The sequence below is a fragment of the Pseudanabaena cinerea FACHB-1277 genome (assembly GCF_014696345.1).
Classification (GTDB): Bacteria; Cyanobacteriota; Cyanobacteriia; order Pseudanabaenales; family Pseudanabaenaceae; genus Pseudanabaena; species Pseudanabaena cinerea.
In genome coordinates, this window is record NZ_JACJPY010000030.1 from 24,852 (window position 1) to 49,748 (window position 24,897).

Here is a 24,897-nt window from a genome sequence, read left to right on the forward strand (position 1 = left end):
CCAAGCCAAGGCTAAGCCTATGGTCAATCACCACAAAGCAACTACTAGAAGATATATTTGCCTTATCAGAGTTATATAAATTTTTTATATATTTTTATATGTATTTATCGCCCTAAATAGCCACTTGTAAAAAAAAATTTCCAAAAAAAAGTGAATGTGCATACGCACTTTATGTTTAAATTAGAGACATCGCTCAAGGACTTCACATAAAGAATTCCTGATAGGATTAACTTATATAAAGCAAAAAACTGTTCTACACAAGAGCCAGAGAACATCAGACTGATTGTATTTTTAATAGATTTTTAATTTTTCTTTAATTTTCAATTTGACTTTGAGATCTGGATCTTAGCTGAATCTTCATTTTTGCGGCGCTCCATGCGAATTATCAATCTTCGTTTAACTCTAGTAAGGAGATATTAATGTCTTACTCAAAAACACAGTCTAAAAAGGCTGGTTACGATGCAGGTGTACAGGACTACAAACTAAAGTACTATACCCCCGATTACACCCCCAGAGATACTGACCTTCTCGCCGCTTTCCGCTTTGTACCTCAGCCAGGTGTACCTCCAGAAGAAGCTGCTGCTGCGGTAGCTGCTGAATCTTCGACAGGTACATGGACAACTGTATGGACAGACTTGTTGACCGACCTCGATCGCTACAAAGGTCGTTGCTATGATGTCGAACCAGTACCCAACGAAGACAATCAATATATTGCTTACATCGCATATCCTCTTGACTTGTTTGAAGAAGGTTCTGTAACCAACTTGCTCACCTCATTGGTTGGTAACGTATTCGGTTTCAAAGCTCTTCGCGCACTTCGTTTAGAAGACATCCGTGTGCCTATTGCCTACCTGAAGACATTCCAAGGACCTCCTCACGGTATCCAAGTAGAACGCGACAAGTTGAACAAGTACGGTCGTCCTCTCTTGGGTTGTACCATTAAGCCCAAATTGGGTCTATCTGCAAAGAACTACGGTCGTGCAGTATATGAGTGCTTACGCGGCGGTTTGGACTTCACCAAAGACGACGAAAACATTAACTCTCAGCCCTTCATGCGTTGGCGCGATCGCTTCCTGTTTGTACAAGAAGCAATCGAAAAAGCTCAAGCAGAAACAGGCGAAATCAAGGGTCACTACTTGAACGTTACTGCTCCAACCTGTGAGCAAATGATGGAACGTGCAGCTTTCGCTAAGGAAATCGGCACTCCTATCATCATGCATGACTTCTTGACTGGTGGTTTCACCGCTAACACCACTCTAGCTAAGTACTGCCGCGACAACGGCTTGCTCCTGCACATTCACCGTGCTATGCACGCAGTTATTGACCGTCAAAAGACCCACGGGATTCACTTCCGCGTTTTGGCTAAGTGTCTGCGTATGTCTGGTGGTGATCACCTCCACTCTGGAACCGTTGTTGGTAAGCTCGAAGGCGAAAAGGGCATCACCATGGGCTTTGTTGACCTAATGCGTGAAGACCACATCGAACTCGATCGCGCTCGTGGTATCTACTTCACTCAAGATTGGGCTTCTATGCCTGGCGTACTTCCCGTAGCTTCGGGTGGTATCCACGTATGGCATATGCCAGCGCTTGTAGAAATCTTCGGCGATGACTCTTGCTTACAGTTCGGTGGTGGTACTTTGGGTCACCCATGGGGTGCTGCTCCTGGTGCAACCGCTAACCGCGTTGCTCTTGAAGCTTGTATCCAAGCTCGTAACGAAGGTCGCAACATGATGCGTGAAGGCGGCGACATCCTCCGTGAAGCTGGTCGTTGGTCTCCTGAATTGAATGCTGCCCTTGAACTCTGGAAGGAAATCAAGTTCGAGTTTGAAGCAATGGATACCGTCTAATTGATTAGCTCTATTAACATAGTGTTTCGCATTGCGAAACACTATGTTAAGAAATCTTGGTTAAGTGAGCCTATGGATATTAAGCGCAGTACTAAGTCCACTGCCAAAATGCTAGTCAATTTTTTGACCTTTGAGGCTGTCAAGACGATCGCCGAACAGTTGGAAGAAACCGATAAGTTAAAAGCTCTCTGGTTTAACCAATTTTCGACCCGCGAAAGACTCCAAAATGGCGAACTTTATATTAAAGATCTGTTCGCAGTTCACCAAGAAATGGCTTTTCGAGTAATGACGGTGCGAGAACATCTGGCAAATGAGATTTTAGATTTTTTGCCAGAACTAACTCGTACCAGTATTCAAGAATCAAATATGCAGCTTCGCCGTCAACACTTTGAGAAAATCATGAGTGTGCAGGCTTCTGAAGGATATGCAGAATGCGAGAATTTAGAACCTAGTCTCGAAGCTAGTTCTGGAGCTAATCTCGAAGTTCCATTAGAAGTTGTCACGAACTTAGATTCAGACTCAGTTGTTGAAGGCGATCGCCCCTCCCCTCAACCAAATCAATAGCAATTTAATTTCAATCGCGAGGAAATAATGCAAACTTTACCTAAAGAGCGTCGTTACGAAACTCTTTCTTACCTTCCCCCCTTGAGCGATGCTCAAATCACTCGTCAAATCGAGTACACCCTTAAGCAAGGTTTCTATCCTGCGATCGAATTTAACGAAGATTCCGATCCTGCGATTCACTACTGGACAATGTGGAAGTTGCCCTTGTTCAACGCCACCACTCCTCAAGAAGTGTTAAGCGAAGTTCAAGCTTGCCGCTCTAGCTACCCTGGTTCTTTCATTCGTGTTGTTGCTTTCGACAACATCAAGCAGTGCCAAGTCCAAAGCTTCATCGTTCACAAGCCTAACAGCGCTCGTTACTAAGCTCTAACAAACAAAAAAGCCCCGCAATGCGGGGCTTTTTTGCTATGTAGAAAAATAGTTGGGCATATTTTCGAGATATGAAAATATTCGTGTCAAATGTGATCTTTGGCATCTGGGCTATTAGAGCTTCTCTGTGAGATCAATTTCCAAGCTTTCATCATTGCCTGATTAGCTTTTTTTGATGCCTCAAACTTTTCCTTTCGACTTAAAGCTTTTTTCTTTGCAGTTTTGTTTGCGCTAGATGGGCTTGCGACTGAGTTATTTAAGCTGTTTTCAGTAGATTTTTTAGTCATGGCTAATATCACCCTATTGCATAGGATATGATCGCATTGTAGCAAAATATTGGATGCACATATGAGCAAAAATATTATGAGCAATACCTCAGAGGCGAATTGGGCTAAACTTGATGCACTGTCAGAACCAGAAATTGATACATCTGATATTCTACCTTTGACTGAAGAGTTTTTCAATAAGTCGCGCTGGTGGCAGCCTGTATCTTCATTGAATGTTATCGAAGAAATTTTAGAAAATTTTGGTTTGGCTAAGTTGATGCAAGAAGCAGAAGATGATGAGTTACTTTCTGGTGATGAGGCTTACTCGTACTATAAATTATTAAAATTAGAAAATGTTGATTGACACAAACAAGCTTGCCAAGATTCAATATCACGGAGAAGCAGGTATTACCCAATCTTGCTTAAATGCAATTACTAGGCTTCTACAGTTTGGTTGTCAAATAGAAAAAGTAAAATTGCTAACCTGTGAAAACTGTCACTCCTTTTTGTTATCAATGGCAAGGGAATGTGATTACATAGCCATAAAATCAGGATTTGCATCAGGATACGCAGGAACAGGATCAGTAGGATTGGCTACAGCACTCCAATTGTTACAACGCCATTGCTCTTGGGTTGAGGAAATTGAGGAATATGTTGTGGCATCCTCAATTTTTCAACGTATCGATGATTCTTGTTTGTTGACCACTGATATTGATGAAATCAACTCATTAAAACCCGTTCGTCCATATCGAATCCATAAATATACCTATGCTGTTGGATTTAATGATTCTGATAGTCCTGAGCAATACCAAAGGCTTCAACAAGAATTTCCTAGAATAATTCCTTTGAGATTTATTGATTTTCGTATTGCAGATTTAGCACTTAAAATCAAAGATCAACCAGACTCGACCCTGATGTCAGCTTACAGAAGACTAGAAGGAATCATCCGAAAACGTACTGGGCTTGAAGGTGATGTAATAGGAGCTAAACTTTTCACTAAAGCATTTCGAGGTGAAAATGCTCCACTATATTGGGAAAATGTCGAACCTGCTGAGCGAGAAGGAAGAGCCGCTATGTTTGAAGGTATCTACATGGCGTTTCGTAATCGCCGCGCCCATCGTGAACTCAAACTGAGTTTAGATGAAGAGATGAGAGAATTTATGTTAGTTAATGAACTTTTTCTTCTTGAATCTCAAGCTATTGATAGAGATCAAAAGAAAGAGGAGGCATAAATAAATTACTGGAGCAACCGTTGATTTTGACTAGAGACGATCGCTTTGTGGTGGAGAGATGAAGGGGCGATCGCTGATTGTTGATTTTGGTCGGGGGCGATCGCTTTGTAGTAGAGAGATGAAGAGGCGATCGCTGGTTGTTGATTTTGATTAGGGGCGATCGCTTTGTTGTTGAGGAGATGAATTGGCGATCGCTGTTGTTGATTTTGATTAGGGGCGATCGCTTTGTTGTTGAGGAGATGAATTGGCGATCGCTGGTTGTTGATTTTGGTTGGGAGGCGATCGCTGTTTTGATGTTTGTATTGGGGGCGATCGCAGGTTAAAATACTCAGCACGTTATTGACTTCTATACTAATGAGCGAATCTGAAATAAAACAACAAGCAAGAAATATTTTAGATGCGATCGCTTTCACTCTTTTTGAAGAATGTGTACCATTAAATCGCGATTTTAGTAATATTCCCGATCTCCCTGGTATTTATGCAATCAGACACAAGTATGAAGGTTTGCTTTACGTTGGCAAAACCAAAAGTTTAAGGAGTCGTTTTAAGGGTGGTCATAAAGCCTTTCTGTGGGCGTGGCTTGATAAATACAAAGATGAAGATGTGCGTATTGCCGTACAAATAATCCCATATTCTAAGAATTCTGCGTTACTATTGGAGTTAGAGGCAATAATTCTTCGAGCTACTGAGCCTCCATACAATGTCCAAATCCCAATGGAGTAGTAAATTTATGCAAGTAGAAGTTTTAGAGCGAATCTCATCCAAAGATGCAGAAGTTATTTTAAAATTTCTGCCTGAAAGAATTCGAGCAGCAATTATTGCTCGATCCAAAGAAATAGATTATCCAATAGAAGCAACCCTTGAAATGGCGATCGCTAGTTTTTTGGATACAGAAGCAATAAGCTTTGCCGACTGTAAACCCAATCGTGGATATTAAAAGAGAAACATGGGCGATCGCTTTGTTGTTATGGGTTAAAGTGGCGATCGCTGTTGTTGATTTTGGTTAGGGGCGATCGCTTTGTGGTGAGGAGATGAATAGGCGATTGTTGATTTTGATTAGGGGCGATCGCTATTTCCAAAAGACAGTATTTAAAACCGTTTCAATATCACGTCCAAACTGCCATGTATTAGGGAATTGATACTGTGGATAATCTTCTCTAACATCCCTAAGTGCATAACGCCACGCAATATTAAAAGTATCATTCCAAACCGTTTTAAGGCTAGGGTTAGCATCCAAAAGCCAGTCAAGACGCTTACGTTGTTCTCTGATAGTACGCTGCCAGCCATTGAACTCTTGCGGCATATCGACATATATACGTTTGAGTAAATGCTCTAGTAAAGTATTCAGACGACTTTTAAGCTCATCTTTTTTAGAATGCCCCAAATCTTCAATCTCCTCAATCAAATTTTCAAGATCTACATTATCAAAATCTCTAGCCTTTAATTTCAATACAACCTCTTGAGTCCAAAGTAGGTAATCAGATTCGTATAAGGATTGTAGTACAACTGTCTGAGTCATTATCTTGTAACTCCTTTGGGCAATCTAATATCAACATTATTACCTATCATAGGGATATAGTGATCGCTGTTGTTGATATTTAGCTAGGGGCGATCGCTTTATTGAACTGCACGCGAACTTAGCCATTTTTGCAAAGACTCTTGACTTTTTCCAGACCTTGCCCCAGATAAAATCCCTGCAACAGTTAAGTCTTCATCGAGAAGCAGCCAATGAATCATTCTCCCTTCATCCAGAAGTTCAAAAGTTTGGCGCTCAACGGCAGTGCCATGGAGCAATCGAGGATACCAAGTAAGTGGAACACTTAAAATTCTTCCATCCACAAACTCTAACATCAAATCAGTTTCAGTTGTTTTAATCTGATTGACTTGAATTGATTCAGGTTTAACCGCCAAAGAAATCATGCCACTTCTCCAAAAAATCAACTTGATTTTCCTTCACTGTTTTTGCGATCTGATTTAATTCCGTTGCGCTAAAACCGCCAGTGTTTTGGAGTTTAATAGGCTGAAGCCAAAATTTTGCTACATTGCCATCATGTTGAACATGAATGTGTGGAGGTTCACCTTGTTCAAGGGAAGCAAAAAAATTATGAAAATCTATGCCTTAGCGATCGCAACCGATGGCAGCAGTCATCATATTCGCCAATCCTTAGTGCTGTCTGGGCTAAAGTTATAAATCTTAGAACAGGCTCTCGAACGCAGTCGTCAAACCAATCAATCCACTGTCACCGCATGGCTAATGCAGCAATTACAAGGGTAAGATAAGTTACCAAGCAAGGGGTCACGCTCTTATACTCAAGAGATCGCCAATTGTCTCTCAAAATATCGCTCTCAAAGAAGACCAAACCCATCAAATTATGGATCAAGAATTACGCGATCAAAGTAGGGAAATCGATCCCTGCCCCAAGGGGGAAACAGCCCTCACCCCCAGCCCCTCTCCCAAGGGGGGAGAGGGGAGCAAGAAAAAGAAGAGCAAGAGAGAGGGTTGGCATCATGGGGTGATTGGTATTGTTGCTTCGCGGTTGGTGGAACGCTATGGCGCACCTGTTTTTATTGGCAGTTATGAAGATGCCCACGAAGATCATCCCGACCAAATAGATACTGTGCGTTTCTCAGTGCGGGGCATCCCTGAATTTCATGTTTTTCAGGCGATCGAATATGAACCTGTTAAAAGCATTCGCCTCAAGGGGGGCGGACATAAGGCGGCAGGCGGATTTACCATGCCTGCGGCAAATTTGGAAAAATTGCGGCAAGGATTGCGGGAATTTGCCGATCGCGAGAATATTCTGCCCAGTCACATCATGCCCCTAGTCAATATTGATGTGCGTGTTGACCTCAGCGATATCTCCATGACCCTACTGCAAGAATGCGATCGCCTGCAACCCTGTGGACTCGGTAATGCCGATCCTGTGTTTTATAGTGAAAATGTGCGCGTGATTTCGCAGCAAGCGCGGGGTAAGGATAAAGTCAAACATTTAGCATTAGAGCTAGATACGGGCAATGGCAAAATTAAGGCGATCGCATGGCGCTGGGGCGAATACTGCCCTGTACCCGATCGCATTGATATTGCTTACAAGTTACGCGCCAATCAATGGCAAGACACAACATCGGTAGAATTGGAAGTAATTGGCATCCGCGAGGCAACAGGTATGGACAATTCTCAGGATTCGCTTAAATCTTTGTCATTGCAGTATAGACCTGCACCTGTGATTACCAAATTTCCTCAGTGGCAAAAGTTGCAAGAAGCACCACGCCCATTGCCGCGCCCGTTGTTGCTGTACGGATGCGATCGCCCTGCCGATAAGTTTCAGGGTGATGTCGACTGCGATCGCCCCCAAAAACACAAAAATTATGCAGCGATCGTACTTTGGACATTGCCGCCCTCTTTTACGCATCTGCAATGGCTAATTGCCACCGCTAAGCCCGAATATATTTATCTCGGTTCCCATATGCCACCCCTACCATCGGCGGAGATCCTACATTCACAATTGCAATCCCTCGATCTCGAAAACATGAAATCCCTAAATTTATTAGACTTAGCCCAACAATGGTGGATCTCCCCCAGTGCGATCGTGGCAGCATTGCGGGAGCTAGGCTATACCTGCGATTTTCAAGACACTTTACCCCTTGAAGGTGAGCTACTCAGAATGCAGAAATGGTACGGCATTGCCATTAATAAACTAGCGGCTTTATTGGTATAAAAGCAAAAGCGCCGCAAAGCGGCGCTTTTAATCTTTTATACCGAAACTACTTCTGTGGTGCGATATAGCTTCGCGCCCACGTTGCGTAATTTTTCTTCGATGCGATCGTAGCCGCGATCGAGATGGTGCAGCCCCATAACTGTGGTTTCACCATCGGCAGCCAGTCCTGCAATTACCAATGCCGCCGAAGCGCGTAAATCCGTTGCCATCACAGGCGCACCCGACAACTGCGGTACACCCGTAACCACTGCCACATTATTTTTGAGGCGAATATTTGCGCCCATGCGGTTTAGTTCGGCAACGTGCTGTAAGCGGTTTTCATAGACAGTTTCATTGACCACGCCACTGCCTTCGCAGATGGTGAGCAAAGCCATAAATTGCGCCTGCATATCCGTGGGGAAGCCGGGGTAAGGTAAGGTTTCGATATCGATCGCCCGATAGTGATCGCCACCAATGACCGTGATGCGATCGGGGGCATCTTGACGTACCGTGACACCCATATCTTGCAGCTTAGAAATGGCGGCGGTGAGATGGGCAGGGACAATGGGCGACATGGACAGGGTAGATCGGGTCATGGCAGCAGCAACCATAAATGTTGCGGCTTCAATGCGATCGGGAATAGCGGTGAAATCAGCAAAATGCAGCTTTTCCACACCTTCAATAAAAATCGTATTTGTGCCAGCACCGCGAATTTTTGCGCCCATAGCGATGCAAAGATCCGCCAAATCCACAACTTCAGGCTCTTGGGCAGCATTTTCGATCATCGTCTCGCCTTCCGCAAGGGTCGCCGCCATCATCAAGGTTTCAGTCGCACCCACACTAGGACAATCCAAATAAATCTTTGCCCCCTGTAACTTGCCATTGCGGCTATTGGCATGGGCGTGAACGATGCCATGCTCGATCTGTACTGATGCCCCTAAAGCTTGCAGACCACGCACATGGAGATCGACAGGACGCGCCCCGATCGCGCAGCCCCCTGGTAAAGGCATTTTGGCAGAACCGAGTCTTGCCAAGAGGGAGCCAAGGGCAAAAAAGCTTGCCCTCATCTTGCTGACTAATTCATAGGGGGCAGAGTTTTTGGTGAGGTTGCTAGTGTCGATATCAAGGACTTCACCACTGCGAGAAATTTTGACCCCAAGGGTTTCGAGAATGTCGCTCATGCTCTTGACATCGGCAAGATATGGCACATTGCGAATCCGACAGCCTTCAGAGGATAGTAATGATCCTGCCATCAAGGCAAGGATTGAGTTTTTAGCTCCACTAATAGGCACATGACCTGAGAGGGGTACTTTACCGATGATGCGGAGGACGGGAGTATTTTGTTCGATTTGCGTCATTTGCAGATTGTCGCTTGGGTTTGATTCGATTGGCTCAGAGATTTGAGAGGTACTGCCGCGATCCATCGCTGCTGGCATAGGTGGTAATGTTGATTGGGGTTTATCTGTATAGGTTGAGCTTGTTGTAGAAATGATCGCCTTATCCTCCTCACATCAAAGAAATTGCAATAGCCGAGATTGGACTAGCCAAAAGTTTAGCGGAGTATAGCCGAAAAACCGTTAACTTTTTACCGTAAGTGTATTTGCTTATGTTTAATCATTATTAGCGATCGCGCCCTATTGTCAATCAAGTAAAAACCCGTAATGGGCATCAGTGACGCATAGAAAACCAATACAAAGGTATATGGCAATAGGCTCTCGGTTGCACTAATCCCTATTTCCTGCTCTAAGGGGGGGCTAAAAATGCTCCAAGAATAGACACTGCCTAAACAGAGTAAAATAAATGCTGAAACCGTAAGCCCTCAACGGGATTTGAACCCGTGACCTTTCCCTTACCAAGGGAATGCTCTACCCCTGAGCCATGAGGGCGTTTTTTGTGCTTTTTTATTATTACACATGGGTGTAAATTTTTTTCACGGTTGTCAAAAAATATTTCTCGCCCCTTAGCAAAACTCAGCAAAACAGCGACAAACCTAGTTGCAAAGCCAAACTCCCTTAGAATCTTAGTAGCCGTAATAATTCTTACAATATGCAAATTTCTGATAAGTCTAGTTTTGATAATATATCTAAAAATAGTCAGGTAAATGAATGGGAAATAAGTCCTCGCTTTGATGTCAAAAATCCACCCAAGCCAGAACTAATTGATGCCTGTGTCCATTGTGGCTTCTGTTTATCGACTTGTCCTAGCTATCGTGTCATTGGCAAAGAGACGGATTCACCACGCGGACGGATTTATTTAATGGATGGCATTAATGAGGGGGATATTCCTTTATCACCAGCGATCGCCCAACATTTTGATACCTGTTTAGGTTGTCTCGCCTGTGTCACCACTTGTCCGTCAGGGGTGCAGTATGACCAATTGATCGAAGCAACCCGCGCCCAAGTTGAGCGCAATTACCCGCGATCGCTGCCTGAACAAGTATTGCGCCAATTCATTTTTGCCACCTTCCCCTATCCAAATCGTCTGCGTGTCCTGCTTGCCCCTTTACTGGTTTATCAGAAATTAGGTTTTCAAAAATTATTGCGATCGCTAGGATGGTTAGAGAAATATCTGCCCAAACAGATTGCCGCAATGGAATCCATTTTGCCAGCCTTGACTCCCCAAGCTTTTCAGGACAGCTTACCCGAACTTATTCCAGCCCAAGGGGAAAAACGCTATCGCGTGGGAATGTTGCTAGGCTGTGTACAGCGTATATTTTTGCCAGAGGTGAATAATGCCACAGTGCGGGTATTGACTGCCAATGGCTGTGAGGTTGTCATTCCCAAATCCCAAGGTTGCTGTGGGGCTTTGACCCATCACCAAGGACAGGAGTCACAGACGATCGCCCTTGCAAAGCAGACCATTGATAGTTTTGCAAATCTTAATCTTGATGCCCTGTTGATCAATGCCTCAGGATGTGGACATACCCTCAAGGAATATGGGCATATTTTGCAGGATGATCCCGAATATGCAGAAAAGGCTAAAGTCTTCGCTAGTAAGGTGAAAGATGTGCAGGAATTTCTCGATCAAGTGGGCTTAACTGCTAAATTGCATCCCTTGCAGGAGCAGACATTGGCGATCGCCTATCAAGACGCTTGCCATATGTTGCATGGACAAAAAATCAGTTTAGAGCCGCGCCGCCTCCTGCGACAGATTCCCAATGTACAGTTACGCGAATCAGTGGATGCTTCTCTTTGCTGTGGCAGTGCAGGGATCTATAACATTTTGCAACCAGAGATCGGTCACGAGTTAGGGCAGCAAAAGGTGACAAATCTCACGGACACAGGGGCAGAGCTAATTGCCTCGGCAAATGTCGGCTGTATCAGTCAAATTCGCAAACATCTCGACCTACAAAATCGCAATACTCTGCTGATGCACCCGATGGAATTGCTAGATTATTCCATTCAGGGCAGGAAACTGAGCAGCTACAACGCTTCGCGATCGGACTCAAAGCGAGCATAGATGTAAAAGTTTGGCATTGTCACATTTGCAAATCCTTTAGGACTTACGCAAGAGACCTTGAAGCCCTGATTTTAGCCTAGGGCAATTCATGAATTGCCCCTACTTTTGGTTGCTTTACGTAAGTCCTAATCTATAACTCTCCAAATCCTTTCTTCTTTTTCTTCTTCTTTCCATAGGCAGGATTGCCCGATGGTGCAGTATTGCCGCCCATCCCAGGAAAGCCGCCGCCGCCCATGTTTGGCATTCCTGGGAAATTTGGCATTCGTCCCTGCCCCATTTGCTGCATCATTGTCCTCATTTTCTGGAAGTCAGCAACCAATTTAGTTACATCCTGTAACTTATGTCCAGAGCCTTGGGCGATCCTTTGTTTGCGGCTAGGGCTTTTGGCTATTAAATCAGGATCTTTACGTTCCTGCTTGGTCATGGAGCTAATCATCGACTCACAGCGCTTAAGTTGCTTTTCTGCTTCCTGAATTTGGGCATCATTAATTTTCATGCCTGGCAGCATTTTTAGCATTCCCCCAAAGGAACCCATATTTTTCATCATGCGTGTATTCTTCAGGAAGTCGTCAAAGTCAAACTTTGCACTCAAAATCTTCTCTTGGAGCTTTTCCGCATCGGCAATATCAATCTCTTCCTGAGCCTTTTCCACCAGAGTCAGCACATCACCCATCCCTAAGATGCGCGAAGCCATCCGTTCAGGATAGAAGGGTTGCAAAGCTTCAACCTTTTCCCCGACACCGATAAATTTAATGGGCTGCCCTGAGATTTGTCTGACCGATAGTGCCGCCCCACCGCGAGTATCGCCATCCATCTTCGTCAAGATCGCGCCTGTGATCCCAATCTCGTCATGGAAAGTGCGGGTTAATGTCGCCGCCTCTTGTCCTGTCATTGCATCGACAACTAGCAGCACTTCATCGGGCTGAATAGCATTCTTGACGCGCTTCAGTTCATCCATCATGTCGAGATCGATCTGCAAGCGCCCTGCCGTATCCACTATTACGGTATTAACGCCTAATTCCCTAGCCTTTGCCAAGCCCTGACGAGCGATTTCCACAGGGTCAGCGTCTGCACCCATTTCAAAAACAGGCACATTGATCTGTCTGCCAAGGGTGAGCAATTGATCGATCGCCGCAGGACGATATACGTCAGTGGCGACTAATAGGGCGCTGCGCTCTAGTTTGCGTAAATGTAAAGCTAATTTGGCAGTGGCGGTGGTTTTACCTGTACCCTGCAAACCTGCCATCAAAATTACTGTTGGTGCGTTAGTTGCCTCGACAAGTGGCACATTTGCCTCGCCCATTGTCTTTACTAACTCGTCATAGACGATCTTAATAAATTGTTGATCAGGACGCACACCCGCAATGACATCAGCGCCCTGAGCCTGTTTAGAAATTTCTTCAACAAATTCTTTGACAACCTGTAGGTTTACGTCTGCCTCTAATAGCGCCCTTCGCACCTCACGAATCGCGCTTTGTATATTGGATTCAGAGATTTTGTCCTGTCCACGCAATTTTTTCCAAGCCGACTCAAACTTATCGGCGATTTCGTCAAACATATCTAGTTTTACTTTTGCTGTTGATTGTACCTACTAATTTACCGTTACCACTGTGACTTTGATCGCGATCTGCCAAAATTGTGGTCTGAAACAGCCTGTGGTTTTAGGCTTTGAGTATGGTGAGCTACTTACAAATGAAACTGGCGATAAACTTCACTGGCGGCGCGGTGTAGTAATGAATGGCGATAGACCAGCGATCGCATATCTTCGCAATAGCCACCACCGATGACACTGGCAACGGGGATGCCCTGAGCAACGCAAGTACTCAAAACCTGCATCTCACGCCGATATAACCCCGCATCGGTCAGCGCCAATTTGCCAAGGCGATCGCCAATGTGCGGATCAACCCCTGCATCATAGAGAACTAAATCGGGTCGCAATTCTGTTAATAGGTCGGGCAGGTATTGGGCGAGGGTGCGTAAGTAAGCATCATCTTCCATTCCTGCGGGTAAAGGCACATCCAGATCACTAGTTTGTTTGACCAATGGAAAGTTAATTTGGCAATGGAGCGAAAAGGTAAATACTTGCGATTCATTTTGGAAGATCACTGCCGTGCCATCCCCCTGATGCACATCAAGATCCACGATTAAAATCCTTTTGACTAAACCCTCATTGAGAAGTACCCGTGAGGCGATCGCCAAATCATTAAATATACAAAAACCCGATCCATAGCTAGGGAAAGCATGGTGGGTTCCCCCTGCGGTGTTGCAGGCTAAACCGTGGGTGAGGGCAAGCCTCGCGGTGAGCAATGTGCCGCCGACCGCAATTCTGGTTCGATAGGCAAGTTCTTCACTCCAAGGTAAACCAATGCGCCTCTGTGCCTTAGGCTCTAAATTGCCCTGCCAATAGGCTTCCACATAATCGCGATCGTGGACTAGGGCGATCGCCTCCAAGTCTGGCAGTTCGGGCGTAAAAAATTGTGCTGGCTGCGCCACCCCATCGGCGATCAGCATTTCGTAGAGTAGCCGAAATTTTGCCATCGGGAAGCGATGACTATCGGCGATGGGCGCAACATATTTAGGATGATAGACAATTGGTAAACTCATATAAATCCCCAAGAGCCTTCCGCAAAGTGGGAGGCTCTTGGAAGCAATCTATTTACAAAACTCCCTTAGAACTGGGAATTAAACTGGCACGACGCGGATCGACTTCCACTGCCATGCGTAAGGCACGGGCAAAGGCTTTGAAGGAGGCTTCGATAATGTGATGGGAATTGCCACTGGTCAATAAACGCAGATGCAGGGTCATTTGGGCATGATTGACCACTGCCTGATAGAATTCGCGCACCAGTTCGGTATCGTAGGTTCCCACTCTCTGATTGGGAATTACTAAGCCATAGACGAGATAGGGGCGACCCGAAAAATCGAGGGCAACCTGCACTAAAGACTCATCTAAAGGCGCGACAAAATGCCCAAATCTAGCAATGCCTTTGCGATCGCCTAATGCCTGCCCGATCGCCTGTCCTAACACAATCCCCACATCCTCATTGGTGTGATGATCATCAATATGCAGATCCCCCACTGCCTGCACATCAAGATCGATCAATCCGTGGGAACAGATCTGATGCAGCATATGATCGAGAAAGGGAATACCTGTGTTGATGTTGCCTTTGCCAGTACCATCCAAATTGAGGGATATGGTGACATCGGTTTCACCAGTTTGACGATGGACGGTGGCGGTGCGGGGGGTATCGTAGGACATGGCTTGAGCGCGTTAATAGTATGCTAATTTTAGCAAAAGCCAAGCAGTTATCACCAAAGCCATCAGATTACAGCAAATTCCGAGCAAGCCCGCCACAAAAGAGCTACCTAAAAGCTTCAAAGGAGATGCCACAATGGTGAAACCAATTAAGGTAGTGATCTACAAGTAGTAGTAAAGCTAATTGCTCAACCAGTATGGTTCTTGTGGAATATTTAATGAGACTGTCAAGTAAAATGTGTAAAGTCTAGAGACTAGAGGTGGAGACGATTCTCGAAGAGGATGGCAAAGCGATTAAGAGCAGGTTTCCAATCGCGAATTGGTATAGTCCATTTCTTAGAAATATGTCGTGACTGACGACTTAACTCAAGACTACATCCCTGAAGTACAAGCTATTTGCTCCATGCCTGACGATATCTTTTTAGTGACTATCTAAGGCGATCGCCTTGTGAGCATTAGAGAAAAGCTAATCCAAGAGCTCGAGCGATCGCTCCACCAGTAAAAAATGTATTATAAGCTACAGAATCAAATTCCATAAATTGCTGCAAAGATATTTGCGAAAACACTACAGGTATTATGATAAGAAAGCAAATTACCAAAAACAAACCTAGATAAACCAGACCATGACCATACAATACGCCTACATACGCGGGAATTTTGTTCCCCTCGAAGATGCGACTATTAATGTTCGCACCCATGCATTTTTATATGGTACGGCAGTATTTGAGGGCGTGAAGGCGTATTGGCTACCCGCAGAAAACCGCATGGCAGCGTTTCGGCTTGAGGAGCATTACCAACGTTTAATCCAAAGCTGTCGGATTATTGGGTTACAGCACCCCCTTGACGTGGAGACGATGGTGGATATTACCAAAGAATTAATCCGCCGTAACCAATGTAATTCTTCGACTTACATCCGTCCGATTATTTATAAAGCCGATCTTCGCATTGGTCCAATTCTGAAAGTTCCCCATACCCACGATGATTTCTGTTTATTTAGCTTGCCGATGGATGGCTATCTTGATACTAGTAGTGGCATTAAGGTGGGTGTATCTTCGTGGCGACGTTTGGATGACAATGCGATTCCTGCCCGTGCCAAGGTGAATGGAGCTTATGTAAACACCGCCTTGGCGAAGACCGATGGCTATGCGTCTGGGTTTGATGACGTGGTGGTTTTGACCAATGAAGGCCATGTGGCAGAAGGCAGTGCCATGAATTTATTTCTGGTGAGAAATGGCAAATTGATTACTAGTTCGATCACTGACAATATTCTGGAAGGTATCACCCGCGCTTCGGTGGTGGAGTTGGCGGCAAAGGAATTGGGCATCGAGACTATATCGCGATCGATCGATCGCACCGAGCTATATGTTGCTGATGAAGCTTTCTTTGTGGGCACGGCAACTGAGCTTGCACCGATCACCAGTTTTGATCATCGTCCTGTGGGCGATGGCATTGTGGGCGAAATCACGAAGAAGTTGCGCGATCTTTACAGCAAGGCTGTTCAAGGTTTGCTCCCCGATTATCATCATTGGCTGACAAAAATCTAAACCCTGCACAAGATACCTTTAGACCTGATTGACTGACGAATCTTAACTATAAACGGGCAAGATGCCCATTCCACAAGGATTCTGCCTTTGTGGGTCAGACATCTTGTCTGACAAGGCTTGCAAGTACTTTTGTCAGTCAATCAGCCTTGAAACCCTGATTCTAGCCTAGGGGCAATTCATGAACTGCCCCTACTTTTGGCTCAAAATTTCCTTGACCATAGCCCGAAATTCGATCTCAGCCGCATTTTCATCCTGCTCTGCTTTTACTAAAAAATTATATAGCTGTTCTTTTTGAAATAAAGGAAATGTGGGACTCCGATCGCATTCGATATATTCCAAATATGGTGATTCCGATTCTGATGCTAATTCTATTGCCGATTCTGTTTTGGGGAGTACATAAATTTTTAGCTCCTCTCCATTAAATCGCCAAAGTTCTGGCACACCAAGACTGGCATAAAGATTGTTCTTATCAATATCCGTGTGGTTAATATCTACTTCAACGACAAGATCGGGAGGCGGATCTTGCATAAAATCAACGATTTTCCCTGCAACCTTGGGTTGATTTTGAATGTAAAAGGCGCAGTCTGGCTCTACACCCCTTGCCAGATCGGGACGATTAATCGTGGTCGATCGCATTGATTTGAGTTTTAGCCCCATTTCTAATGAGAAAATGCGAATGAACAAACCGATCAATTCCCTTGAATATTCGTGAGTTTCTAATGGCATAGTAATTTCAAGAATGCCGCGATCGTATGTCAGCCTTGCTGCACGGCTTTGGGGGAGGGCATTGAGAATTTGTTGATAGGCTAACCAATTGATCCCTTTTAAGGCAACTCGATTTTCGCCTTGTTTATTTTTTTTTATTTTCTTTATTTTCGCCTTGTTTATTCTCACCTTGTTTAAGGGCATGGCTAGATTGTGAAGTGGATAGAGGTAATTCTGGTGGTGAAATCGCGAGAACCATATATTAACCACAAATCAGATGGCTGTATTCTATCAAGATAATCAACGAAGACAAAGAGACTTGTCTGTACACATCGGAGAACTTGGCTGAACAAAAATGAAAGCAATCCTGCGAAAAAAGTTAATTCAACAACGTTGCCAGATTCCCGATGAAGTCTGGCAGCAGCGTAGTCAAGCAATTTGCGATCGCCTGTCTAATTTGCCGCAATTTCCTCAAGCCCAAAATATTTTGGCTTATACGAGTTTTCGCCGCGAACCCGATCTAACTGCACTTTGGCAAAAGTTTCCTGATCGAAATTGGGGATTTCCCCGTTGTGTTGGTCAAGATTTAGTTTGGCATCAAGTGCCGATCGCTGACTTTGCTGTGGCAATGCGATCGGGCGCTTACGGCATTTTAGAGCCTAATCCTGATTTGCCGTCCATGGATTTAGGGCAGGTAGATTTGATCTTGATCGCGGCGGTGGCTTGCGATCTCCGAGGCTATCGATTGGGCTATGGGGGCGGCTTTTATGACCGTTGGTTGCCCCATGCCAAGGGCGCAAAAATTGGAATTATTTTTAATGAATTTTATTTAGAGGAATTACCAAATGATCCTTGGGATGTGAAATTAGATGCGATCGTCACAGAACTCACGGTAAAATACATTAATCTGCATATTTTTTAATACTTTTTCCCCAAGAACTGGCAATGCGTATCTCCTTGAATTGGCTCCGCGAAATTGTTGACTGCGACCTCTCGCCCCAAGAGCTAGACGAAAAATTAACAATGGCAGGCTTTGAGGTGGAGGCGATCGAAGACCGTAGCTCATGGGCTGATGGCGTGGTAGTTGGGCATATTCTCACCGCCGATCGCCACCCCAATGCCGACAAATTGCAGGTTTGTCAGGTGGATGTGGGCGCATCTGAGCCATTGCAGATCGTCTGTGGTGCAGCCAATGCCAGACAGGGTTTGTATGTGCCTGTCGCCACAGTTGGCACTTATTTACCCAATATCGATCTAAAGCTGCGCCCGACTAAATTACGGGGCGAACGCTCTGAGGGCATGATCTGCTCTCTCGCCGAACTAGGACTGGCAAAGGAATCTAGCGGCATCCATGAATTTCCTGAAGGTGTGACCATTGGCGCAGATGTGCGTCCGCTTTTGGGACTAGACGATGCGATTTTAGATGTCACCTCCACTGCTAACCGTGCCGATGCGTTGAGTATGGTGGGCATTGCCCGTGAAGTGGCAGCGCTGTTGGGGAAAGAGGTCTGTTTACCCACTGCCGCTAAAGATTTTCAGCCCCAAACTGCCCAATGGCTAACGGTTGCCGAACCTAAATCCTGCCCCGCTTACATTGGCACATTGATCAAGGGCGTGCAGGTTGCACCATCGCCCGAATGGCTAAAGCGGCGCATTGAAGCAGCAGGAATGCGCTCAATTAATAATATTGTCGATATTACCAATTACATTCTCTTGGAATGGGGACAGCCACTCCATGCCTTTGATGCGGATACTTTGGCTGATGGCTTTAATATTGCGGTGCGGTTTGCTAATGCTGATGAAACCATCAAAACCCTTGATGCTTGCGATCGCACCCTCACTAGCCAGAATTTGGTAATTACATCAGGGGACAAGCCGATCGCGATCGCGGGAGTGATGGGTGGTGCAGAAACGGAAGTATCCAACCAAACCACCAATATTATTTTAGAAGCGGCGCTATTTACCCAAGTCACCACGCGGCGATCGGCACGCGCCCAAGGGCTGCGGACTGAAGCTTCTGCCCGTTATGAACGGGGTGTCAATCAGGCGGCGCTGGAGTCTGCTACAGCCAAGGCGATCGCCATGATTGTGGAGCTAGCTGGCGGCGAAGTGATCGAGCAAAGTATGTTTGATGGGCGTATGCAAGAAACCCGCATCATTGAATTGCGTTTGACCAAGGTTTGGCAAGTCCTTGGGGAAGTCGATCGCGAAGATGAAACGATTTTGCCACTGCTTTCGGAAGCGGAAATTGAACAAACCCTCACCGCCCTTTCCTTTGAGCTAGAGAAGTTACCCATTGAAGAAGGCACATATCCCACATGGAAAGTGACCGTACCGCCCTATCGCTATGCCGACATTGAGCGGGAAATCGATCTGGTCGAAGAGATTGCCCGCATCTATGGCTATGACAAGTTTGTGGAAACCTTACCCGCCAGAACTGAGTTTGGATTTCTCTCCGCCGATCAAGAGGGCGGCAGGATGATCAGGGCGGCTTTCCGTGCGGCAGGGCTGACGGAAGTAATGCATATGTCCCTATGCAGCCCCACGGAGTCGCATCAGGTGAAGATTAATAATCCTGTGGCGATCGAATATGGCGCTTTGCGGGTTGATTTATTGACTAACCTAATTGAATCTTGCGCTTTTAACATGAATCAGGGCAATGGCATTTTAAATGGCTTTGAGATTGGGCGCGTGTTCTGGCTTGATGAAGCAGGCAGTGATGAAACCGATCGCATTGCAGGCATATTTGGTGGCGATCCCACCTTCGGCACATGGCAGCATAATTCTCAACCCCTGAGTTTCTATGAAGCCAAGGGCTTGCTCGACTGCGTATTTCACAATCTGGCGGTGACTGTGGAATATCAGCCCGATCATAAAGATGCGCGTCTGCACCCTGGGCGCACTGCTTCCCTTTGGATTGATGGAGAACGCCTCGGCACATTTGGACAATTGCATCCCCAATTACGGGCTGAGAAGGAACTGCCCGATCAAGTCTATGCCTTTGAACTAGACTTTTACACCCTCCTCGATGGAATGATGAAAAAGTCCATCCCCACCTTCCAGAATTTCTCCACCTATCCTGCCAGCGATCGCGATATCGCTTTCTTTGCACCGCTAAAGTTCACCGTTGCCGATATTCAGCGATCAATTACCCATGCGGGTGGCGAATTGCTCAACTCTGTCACCCTGTTCGATCAATATATCGGCAAGGGAGTTCCCGAAGGTTGCCGCAGTCTTGCTTTCCGTTTAGTCTATCGCGCCAGCGATCGCACCCTCACCGATGCTGATGTTAACCCCGTCCATCAAAAGGTGCGCGATATTCTGGAAGAGAAGTTTCAAGCAACATTAAGGAGCTAATGGCATTACTTGTTAGTAAATTAGATTAAATTAAAATCAATTAAAATCAAGAAAGTTTTTGAAGACATTGCTTTGTGATGCTTTCAAAAACTTTCTTAGTTTTTTGTTCAGCAATTACTGAAAATATATATAATGGACAATACCCTCTCGGTTCTCCAAAGTTAACCTAAGCAAACATGGCCATATCCAAGATTAATTCCACTAAAGACTCAGTAAATCTTCAATCGGCTTATTTGGATTTATCAAAGCTTGAGAGGCAAATTCTCCAACTAATTGCGATCGCCTATGAGCCAATTTCCCGCGCCAATATTTACGATTGTGTGGTTCATGCAAAGCTAAAAAATGTCGACAACCAAACATTTACTGGCGCTAGTTTAGGCAAATATATTGATAACTTTATAAAGACTGGGCTATTAGTATCCAACCGCTCCAACACTTTAGAATGTAACCCTAAAGTCATCGAAATAGTCATCAGGGATTCAGTAAAATCAGGAACCTTCCCTAAAAATGTCGAGGCGATCGAGATGGCGATGCCTGTGCCATCCTATGGCAGAACTGACTTACGCAGTTTCAAAAGTGAGTCACAATTTATTCGAGAAGTAAGAATTGGCATTTATAGTCAAGACATGAAATTTGTCAGACAGCAGTTTGACTATTTTTATCGTTTTAACTATTCCCACCGTTTACTGACGGTGGATGATTTTATTTGTCAAACCGTTAGCAACCCATTTGATAAAAGTTGGCTAGAACTTCTTAACAATGAGTTCTACGAGATTTCTCTAGCCTCTATCCTAGACTCAGGGTTTATTAATTTACAGGAAACCCATGAAGCCTTTGAGATATTGCTAACCTCTTTTCAACAACAAAGCGATCGCTGCACCGACAAATTGTTGATAGCATTGATGGAGCAGAGCATCTTTCGCGCTGACTTAAAGACAGCCCAACAAGCCTTTGAGTGTCTTGAGGATATTTATAAAGACATTAGCACCGCCTTAGTGGCTACGATCACATTTTTAAGTGGCGATCATCAATTAGCCCTAGCGCAATTTCGTCAATCCTTAAAAAACTTTCGTAAATCTGTTGGTAAGCGCCAAATCTATTTTAGCGACGAATCTGGTCTGTTTATGATTTTGGCATTGATCAAGGAAGGTACTGTAGAAAGCCTCAAGGAAGCTGATGGCTATACAGCTTTGATGGCTAAGCAAGCTAATCATTGGCTGCAAAATACATACATCAAGATCCAAAGAGTTTTGAAACTGCAACTGGGCGACCTATCGCAAAAACAGCTAATTAGCAATGAATTTATTCACGATCATACGCAAACCAACTGCTTGCAAGCATTTTTTAGTTGCCTCTGTCTATACTGGGCTGATCGGGAAAAAGCAAAATTAGAACTGCCCCGCGTTCTCAACCCTCTATTTCGGAAATCCGTTGATGCAGGTTATTACTGGCTAGCCATGGAATCTTCGCAATTATTAGGGGAAGTCACTGATAATCCTATCCATTTTAAATATGTAACTAAATTACGTGCTGAAAAGCAGATCAAGATTGACACAATCGTAAATCTAATTAGACCCCAAGAAACATGGGAAATTAGCCTCAATGCCTTGATTAATCTAGGCAAGTCGCCCCATGACGCAACTAAGGAAGTAGGTAAGCCAGTCCAACGCATGATTTGGCTAATTAATTACCAAAAAGGAAATTGTACAATTCAGCCCAAAGAACAAAAAATTAATGCAAAGGGCGTTTGGAGTGCGGGGCGTAATATTGCTCTGAAGCGTCTTAAGGATAATATCAACGAATTTCCTTACCTTGCACCGCAGGATCTGGAAGTTTGCAGCAGGATTAAGTCCTATTCCTATCAGGGCTATTACAGCTATGGACAGTATGAGTTTGCGGAAGATGCCATTTACAACTTAATTGGGCATCCTTTAGTTTTTTGGGAAGATTCACCGACAACGCGGGTTGAAATTGTCAAAGGTGAACCAGAGCTACTAGTCAAAACCATGCGCGGCGATCGCCTTGCCTTAGAGTTTTCCCCTGTGGTTAAGGAAGCTAGTAACTGTGTGATCACCAAGGAAAGCCCCACCAGATTAAAAGTGACAAAAATCAGTGAGGCTCATCGCAAAATCATTGAAGTTTTAGGCAAGAAAAATCGGCTAGAGATCCCTGCCTCCGCTAAGGAAAGGGTGATATCAGCAATTCATGGCATTTCGGGAATTGTCACGGTACATTCTGACATTGGCGGCGTTGTGCATAATGCTGAAGAAGTGCCATCGGATAGCCGTCCCCATGTGCATATTCTGCCCTCTGGCGGCGGTTTAAAAGTGGCAGTTTTAGTTAGACCTTTTGTTAGCGGTGGTGCTTACTATCGCCCAGGGGCAGGGGGAACGACCGTATTAGCCGAAATTGACGGTAAAAGATTACAGGCAAATCGCAATCTCAAGGAGGAGAAAATGCTGGCGGAGGCGGTCATTGCTGACTGTCCTACCCTCGCCAACTATCAAGAAGAAGAGAATGAATGGATTATTGAAGATCCCGAATTTTGTTTGGAACTTTTGTTAGAGCTTCAGAACTTGGGCGATCGCATCATTCTCGAATGGCCCGAAGGCGAAAAGATGCGAATTAGCCACAGTGGCGACTTCGGCAATTTTAGAATGTCGATCAATCGCAGTAATGATTGGTTTGCGGCGGAGGGAGAGTTGCGCCTCAGTGACGACAAGGTGATCGGCATGCAGCAACTTTTGCAACTGTTAGATACCACGCCTAGCCGCTTCATTCCCCTTGGTGATGGTCAATTTATCGCCCTCACGCAGCAATTTCGGAAGCGTCTTGATGAATTTCGCCGCCTCTCAGAACAGCATGGCAAGGGTGCAAGATTTCACCCCCTAGCAGCAGTGGCTTTAGAGGATTTTATTGATGAAATCGATGACCTCAAGGCGGATAAGCATTGGAAATCTCATATTGCCAAAATCCGTGAGATGCGGCATTTTGAGCCACAATTGCCATCTTCCCTTCAGGCGGAGCTGCGGGATTATCAAATAGAAGGCTATCAATGGTTAGCGCGGCTTGCCCATTGGGGTGTCGGCGCTTGTCTTGCCGATGACATGGGCTTAGGCAAGACTCTCCAATCCCTAGCTTTAATTCTTAACCGCGCTCCCCAAGGGGCAACCTTGATCGTTGCGCCCACATCGGTATGTATGAACTGGATTACGGAGGCCGCCAAATTTGCGCCAACCTTGAACGTGATCGTGTTCGGCACAGGCGATCGCCAAAAAGTCCTAGACAATCTGCAACCCCTCGATATGGTGGTTTGCAGTTATGGACTATTGCAACAGGAAGAGGTGGGCGAAATGCTATCACAAGTAAATTGGCAAACCGTTGTCCTCGATGAGGCACAGGCAATTAAGAACTTTGCCACCAAGCGATCGCAAGCTGCCATGAATCTGCAAAGCGGATTTAAACTGATCACCACAGGCACACCAATTGAGAACCATTTGGGGGAATTGTGGAATCTGTTCCGCTTCATTAACCCTGGCTTACTTGGTTCTCTCGATAATTTCAATACCAAATATGCCAACCCCATCGAGCGATCGCAGGATCGCAATGCCCGCAATCAACTGAAAAAGTTAATTCAGCCCTTCATTCTGCGCCGCACTAAAAATCAAGTATTGCAAGAATTGCCCTCGCGTACCGAAGTTACTTTGCAGGTGGAGCTGACCAAGGAAGAATTAGCGTTTTATGAAGCACTGCGTCGTGAGGCGATCGCCAAACTCAGTGGCGAAAATCAAGCCAATGCAGGGCAGAAGCATTTACAAGTACTTGCGGAAATCATGAAATTGCGCCGTGCTTGCTGTAATGTCAAATTAGTCCGTCCTGATATTCCTCTGCCTAGCTCCAAATTGCAGCTTTTTGGCGAAGTTCTTAGTGAATTACTAGACAACAAGCATAAAGCCCTTGTCTTCAGTCAGTTTGTCGATCATCTGCATATCATCCGCGAATATTTAGACTCTCAAAAGATTAAATATCAATATCTCGATGGCAGCACCCCTGCTAAGGATCGTAAAAAGCGGGTAGAAGCATTCCAATCTGGTGAAGGCGATGTCTTTTTGATCAGCCTCAAAGCAGGAGGCACTGGGTTAAACCTCACCGCCGCCGACTATGTAATCCATATGGACCCTTGGTGGAATCCTGCGGTAGAAGATCAAGCCAGCGATCGCGCCCATCGCATCGGTCAAAAGCGCCCCGTCACCATTTATCGCCTCGTTGCCAAGGGAACCATTGAGGAAAAAATTGTCGCGCTCCACAATCAGAAGCGCGATCTTGCCGATAGCCTGTTAGAAGGTACAGATATTAGCGGTAAGGTTTCCACGGAAGCACTACTCAACTTAATTAACGAGATGTAGATTTAATCGGCACTGGTTCCGTGTAATGAGTAGGGAAAAGCATTGCAATATATGACATATGGAGTTAATAATAAAAGATAAACTTCGGCTAAAAACACCAGTGTAATGAATCTATTTACCTATGCTTGTCCAGAATGTGGGAGCGAAGATGTGTGTGCTGACCACCAGTATAAGACGAAAAATTATGGGGTTAGGAC

Annotated in this window: 23 protein-coding genes, 1 tRNA gene and 1 pseudogene; 13 read left to right on the forward strand and 12 right to left on the reverse strand. The window is 45.1% G+C overall.

The features are described 5' to 3' along the window. Positions 1-419 precede the first annotated feature (419 nt). The 3 genes from H6F44_RS11030 (at position 420) to H6F44_RS11040 (ending at position 2,774) form a co-directional block, all read left to right on the forward strand. Positions 420-1,847 carry a form I ribulose bisphosphate carboxylase large subunit gene (locus H6F44_RS11030; protein ID WP_190351009.1) on the forward strand — a complete coding sequence of 476 codons (1,428 nt, stop codon included), beginning with the start codon at positions 420-422 and terminating at the stop codon, positions 1,845-1,847. Between the two features lie 72 nt (positions 1,848-1,919). Further along, positions 1,920-2,411 carry a chaperonin family protein RbcX gene (locus H6F44_RS11035; RefSeq protein ID WP_190351010.1) on the forward strand — a complete coding sequence of 164 codons (492 nt, stop codon included), beginning with the start codon at positions 1,920-1,922 and terminating at the stop codon, positions 2,409-2,411. 27 nt (positions 2,412-2,438) lie between these two features. After that, positions 2,439-2,774, forward strand: coding sequence for a ribulose bisphosphate carboxylase small subunit (locus H6F44_RS11040; protein ID WP_190351011.1), 336 nt, complete (start codon positions 2,439-2,441; stop codon positions 2,772-2,774). Positions 2,775-2,866: 92 nt separating this feature from the next. On the opposite strand, the gene H6F44_RS11045 is transcribed toward H6F44_RS11040, so the two are convergent. Continuing rightward, the gene (locus H6F44_RS11045; protein ID WP_190351012.1) at positions 2,867-3,067 is read right to left on the reverse strand and encodes a hypothetical protein; all 201 of its coding nucleotides are present in this window, start codon (positions 3,065-3,067) and stop codon (positions 2,867-2,869) included. Positions 3,068-3,128: 61 nt separating this feature from the next. Between H6F44_RS11045 and H6F44_RS11050 the strand changes: the two genes are divergently transcribed. Further along, positions 3,129-3,410 carry a hypothetical protein gene (locus tag H6F44_RS11050; RefSeq protein WP_242016534.1) on the forward strand — a complete coding sequence of 94 codons (282 nt, stop codon included), beginning with the start codon at positions 3,129-3,131 and terminating at the stop codon, positions 3,408-3,410. Next, a complete protein-coding gene (locus tag H6F44_RS11055; RefSeq protein WP_190351013.1) occupies positions 3,400-4,278 on the forward strand; it encodes a TIGR02391 family protein in 879 nt (292 codons plus the stop codon). Before H6F44_RS11050 ends, H6F44_RS11055 begins: the two co-directional genes overlap by 11 nt. 5 nt (positions 4,279-4,283) lie before the next feature. Here H6F44_RS11055 and H6F44_RS11060 read toward each other — a convergent pair whose 3' ends face one another. After that, positions 4,284-4,613, reverse strand: a complete 330-nt coding sequence (locus H6F44_RS11060) for a hypothetical protein (protein WP_190351014.1) — start codon at positions 4,611-4,613, stop codon at positions 4,284-4,286. Between the two features lie 19 nt (positions 4,614-4,632). Between H6F44_RS11060 and H6F44_RS11065 the strand changes: the two genes are divergently transcribed. Both H6F44_RS11065 and H6F44_RS11070 read left to right on the forward strand, forming a co-directional pair. Next, a complete protein-coding gene (locus H6F44_RS11065) occupies positions 4,633-5,001 on the forward strand; it encodes a GIY-YIG nuclease family protein (RefSeq protein WP_199302089.1) in 369 nt (122 codons plus the stop codon). A 7-nt stretch (positions 5,002-5,008) separates the two neighbouring features. Beyond that, positions 5,009-5,215 carry a hypothetical protein gene (locus H6F44_RS11070; protein ID WP_190351015.1) on the forward strand — a complete coding sequence of 69 codons (207 nt, stop codon included), beginning with the start codon at positions 5,009-5,011 and terminating at the stop codon, positions 5,213-5,215. A gap of 132 nt (positions 5,216-5,347) precedes the next feature. Here H6F44_RS11070 and H6F44_RS11075 read toward each other — a convergent pair whose 3' ends face one another. The 3 genes from H6F44_RS11075 to H6F44_RS24005 form a co-directional block, all read right to left on the reverse strand. Next, positions 5,348-5,797, reverse strand: a complete 450-nt coding sequence (locus tag H6F44_RS11075; RefSeq protein WP_190351016.1) for a DUF29 domain-containing protein — start codon at positions 5,795-5,797, stop codon at positions 5,348-5,350. Positions 5,798-5,895: 98 nt separating this feature from the next. Continuing rightward, entirely contained in the window at positions 5,896-6,198 is a 303-nt protein-coding gene (locus H6F44_RS11080) for a DUF2442 domain-containing protein (protein ID WP_190351017.1), read from the reverse strand. Next, entirely contained in the window at positions 6,179-6,394 is a 216-nt protein-coding gene (locus H6F44_RS24005; protein ID WP_190351032.1) for a DUF4160 domain-containing protein, read from the reverse strand. The genes H6F44_RS11080 and H6F44_RS24005 overlap by 20 nt, the downstream gene beginning before the upstream one ends. A 256-nt stretch (positions 6,395-6,650) precedes the next feature. Between H6F44_RS24005 and H6F44_RS11090 the strand changes: the two genes are divergently transcribed. After that, positions 6,651-7,994 (forward strand): DHHA1 domain-containing protein, encoded by a 1,344-nt coding sequence (locus H6F44_RS11090; protein WP_190351018.1) that lies wholly within the window; start codon positions 6,651-6,653, stop codon positions 7,992-7,994. Between the two features lie 35 nt (positions 7,995-8,029). Here the strand turns inward: H6F44_RS11090 and murA are convergent, their stop codons facing one another. The 3 genes and pseudogenes from murA to H6F44_RS11100 all read right to left on the reverse strand — a co-directional run bounded on the left by murA (position 8,030) and on the right by H6F44_RS11100 (position 9,859). Continuing rightward, complete coding sequence (gene murA / locus H6F44_RS11095) at positions 8,030-9,409, reverse strand: UDP-N-acetylglucosamine 1-carboxyvinyltransferase (protein ID WP_322096205.1); 1,380 nt, start codon at positions 9,407-9,409, stop codon at positions 8,030-8,032. A gap of 209 nt (positions 9,410-9,618) precedes the next feature. Then, positions 9,619-9,771, reverse strand: a pseudogene (locus tag H6F44_RS24010) (L-lactate MFS transporter); the annotation flags it as partial. A 16-nt stretch (positions 9,772-9,787) separates the two neighbouring features. Next, positions 9,788-9,859: transfer RNA gene (locus H6F44_RS11100), tRNA-Thr, on the reverse strand. A 160-nt stretch (positions 9,860-10,019) separates the two neighbouring features. On the opposite strand from H6F44_RS11100, the gene H6F44_RS11105 reads away from it, so the two are divergent. Continuing rightward, positions 10,020-11,432 carry a (Fe-S)-binding protein gene (locus H6F44_RS11105; protein ID WP_190351019.1) on the forward strand — a complete coding sequence of 471 codons (1,413 nt, stop codon included), beginning with the start codon at positions 10,020-10,022 and terminating at the stop codon, positions 11,430-11,432. 130 nt (positions 11,433-11,562) lie between these two features. Here the strand turns inward: H6F44_RS11105 and ffh are convergent, their stop codons facing one another. The 3 genes from ffh to hisB all read right to left on the reverse strand — a co-directional run bounded on the left by ffh (position 11,563) and on the right by hisB (position 14,691). Further along, positions 11,563-12,990 (reverse strand): signal recognition particle protein, encoded by a 1,428-nt coding sequence (gene ffh, locus H6F44_RS11110; RefSeq protein WP_190351020.1) that lies wholly within the window; start codon positions 12,988-12,990, stop codon positions 11,563-11,565. 128 nt (positions 12,991-13,118) lie between these two features. Beyond that, entirely contained in the window at positions 13,119-14,036 is a 918-nt protein-coding gene (locus tag H6F44_RS11115) for a histone deacetylase family protein (protein ID WP_190351021.1), read from the reverse strand. Between the two features lie 52 nt (positions 14,037-14,088). Further along, positions 14,089-14,691, reverse strand: coding sequence for an imidazoleglycerol-phosphate dehydratase HisB (gene hisB, locus H6F44_RS11120; RefSeq protein WP_190351022.1), 603 nt, complete (start codon positions 14,689-14,691; stop codon positions 14,089-14,091). Positions 14,692-15,311: 620 nt separating this feature from the next. Between hisB and H6F44_RS11125 the strand changes: the two genes are divergently transcribed. Beyond that, positions 15,312-16,232: a branched-chain amino acid transaminase gene (locus tag H6F44_RS11125; RefSeq protein WP_190351023.1), complete on the forward strand. Its 921-nt coding sequence runs from the start codon at positions 15,312-15,314 to the stop codon at positions 16,230-16,232. Positions 16,233-16,421: 189 nt separating this feature from the next. Here H6F44_RS11125 and H6F44_RS11130 read toward each other — a convergent pair whose 3' ends face one another. Continuing rightward, on the reverse strand, positions 16,422-17,141 hold the full coding sequence (locus tag H6F44_RS11130; protein ID WP_190351024.1) for a Uma2 family endonuclease: 720 nt from the start codon (positions 17,139-17,141) through the stop codon (positions 16,422-16,424). 151 nt (positions 17,142-17,292) lie between these two features. Here H6F44_RS11130 and H6F44_RS11135 point away from each other — a divergent pair, with 151 nt between their 5' ends. The 3 genes from H6F44_RS11135 (at position 17,293) to H6F44_RS11145 (ending at position 24,700) form a co-directional block, all read left to right on the forward strand. After that, the gene (locus H6F44_RS11135) at positions 17,293-17,859 is read left to right on the forward strand and encodes a 5-formyltetrahydrofolate cyclo-ligase (protein ID WP_190351025.1); all 567 of its coding nucleotides are present in this window, start codon (positions 17,293-17,295) and stop codon (positions 17,857-17,859) included. 23 nt (positions 17,860-17,882) lie between these two features. Then, positions 17,883-20,294: a phenylalanine--tRNA ligase subunit beta gene (gene pheT, locus H6F44_RS11140; protein ID WP_190351026.1), complete on the forward strand. Its 2,412-nt coding sequence runs from the start codon at positions 17,883-17,885 to the stop codon at positions 20,292-20,294. 176 nt (positions 20,295-20,470) lie between these two features. Then, positions 20,471-24,700 (forward strand): DEAD/DEAH box helicase, encoded by a 4,230-nt coding sequence (locus H6F44_RS11145; protein WP_190351027.1) that lies wholly within the window; start codon positions 20,471-20,473, stop codon positions 24,698-24,700. The last annotated feature ends 197 nt before the right edge of the window (positions 24,701-24,897 follow it).

What these genes read in the sequence shown, in the direction of transcription:
- H6F44_RS11040 (WP_190351011.1), top strand. Translation starts at nt 2,439, where the DNA reads ATGCAAACTTTACCTAAAGAGCGTCGTTACGAAACTCTTTCTTACCTT.
- H6F44_RS11115 (WP_190351021.1), bottom strand. Translation starts at nt 14,036, where the DNA reads ATGAGTTTACCAATTGTCTATCATCCTAAATATGTTGCGCCCATCGCC.
- H6F44_RS11030 (WP_190351009.1), top strand. Translation starts at nt 420, where the DNA reads ATGTCTTACTCAAAAACACAGTCTAAAAAGGCTGGTTACGATGCAGGT.
- H6F44_RS11075 (WP_190351016.1), bottom strand. Translation starts at nt 5,797, where the DNA reads ATGACTCAGACAGTTGTACTACAATCCTTATACGAATCTGATTACCTA.
- ffh (WP_190351020.1), bottom strand. Translation starts at nt 12,990, where the DNA reads ATGTTTGACGAAATCGCCGATAAGTTTGAGTCGGCTTGGAAAAAATTG.
- H6F44_RS11035 (WP_190351010.1), top strand. Translation starts at nt 1,920, where the DNA reads ATGGATATTAAGCGCAGTACTAAGTCCACTGCCAAAATGCTAGTCAAT.
- pheT (WP_190351026.1), top strand. Translation starts at nt 17,883, where the DNA reads ATGCGTATCTCCTTGAATTGGCTCCGCGAAATTGTTGACTGCGACCTC.
- H6F44_RS11080 (WP_190351017.1), bottom strand. Translation starts at nt 6,198, where the DNA reads ATGATTTCTTTGGCGGTTAAACCTGAATCAATTCAAGTCAATCAGATT.
- H6F44_RS11130 (WP_190351024.1), bottom strand. Translation starts at nt 17,141, where the DNA reads ATGCCCTTAAACAAGGTGAGAATAAACAAGGCGAAAATAAAGAAAATA.
- H6F44_RS11055 (WP_190351013.1), top strand. Translation starts at nt 3,400, where the DNA reads ATGTTGATTGACACAAACAAGCTTGCCAAGATTCAATATCACGGAGAA.
- H6F44_RS11070 (WP_190351015.1), top strand. Translation starts at nt 5,009, where the DNA reads ATGCAAGTAGAAGTTTTAGAGCGAATCTCATCCAAAGATGCAGAAGTT.
- H6F44_RS11135 (WP_190351025.1), top strand. Translation starts at nt 17,293, where the DNA reads ATGAAAGCAATCCTGCGAAAAAAGTTAATTCAACAACGTTGCCAGATT.
- H6F44_RS11145 (WP_190351027.1), top strand. Translation starts at nt 20,471, where the DNA reads ATGGCCATATCCAAGATTAATTCCACTAAAGACTCAGTAAATCTTCAA.
- H6F44_RS11090 (WP_190351018.1), top strand. Translation starts at nt 6,651, where the DNA reads ATGGATCAAGAATTACGCGATCAAAGTAGGGAAATCGATCCCTGCCCC.
- H6F44_RS11105 (WP_190351019.1), top strand. Translation starts at nt 10,020, where the DNA reads ATGCAAATTTCTGATAAGTCTAGTTTTGATAATATATCTAAAAATAGT.
- H6F44_RS11125 (WP_190351023.1), top strand. Translation starts at nt 15,312, where the DNA reads ATGACCATACAATACGCCTACATACGCGGGAATTTTGTTCCCCTCGAA.
- murA (WP_322096205.1), bottom strand. Translation starts at nt 9,409, where the DNA reads ATGCCAGCAGCGATGGATCGCGGCAGTACCTCTCAAATCTCTGAGCCA.
- H6F44_RS11050 (WP_242016534.1), top strand. Translation starts at nt 3,129, where the DNA reads ATGAGCAAAAATATTATGAGCAATACCTCAGAGGCGAATTGGGCTAAA.
- H6F44_RS11045 (WP_190351012.1), bottom strand. Translation starts at nt 3,067, where the DNA reads ATGACTAAAAAATCTACTGAAAACAGCTTAAATAACTCAGTCGCAAGC.
- hisB (WP_190351022.1), bottom strand. Translation starts at nt 14,691, where the DNA reads ATGTCCTACGATACCCCCCGCACCGCCACCGTCCATCGTCAAACTGGT.
- H6F44_RS11065 (WP_199302089.1), top strand. Translation starts at nt 4,633, where the DNA reads ATGAGCGAATCTGAAATAAAACAACAAGCAAGAAATATTTTAGATGCG.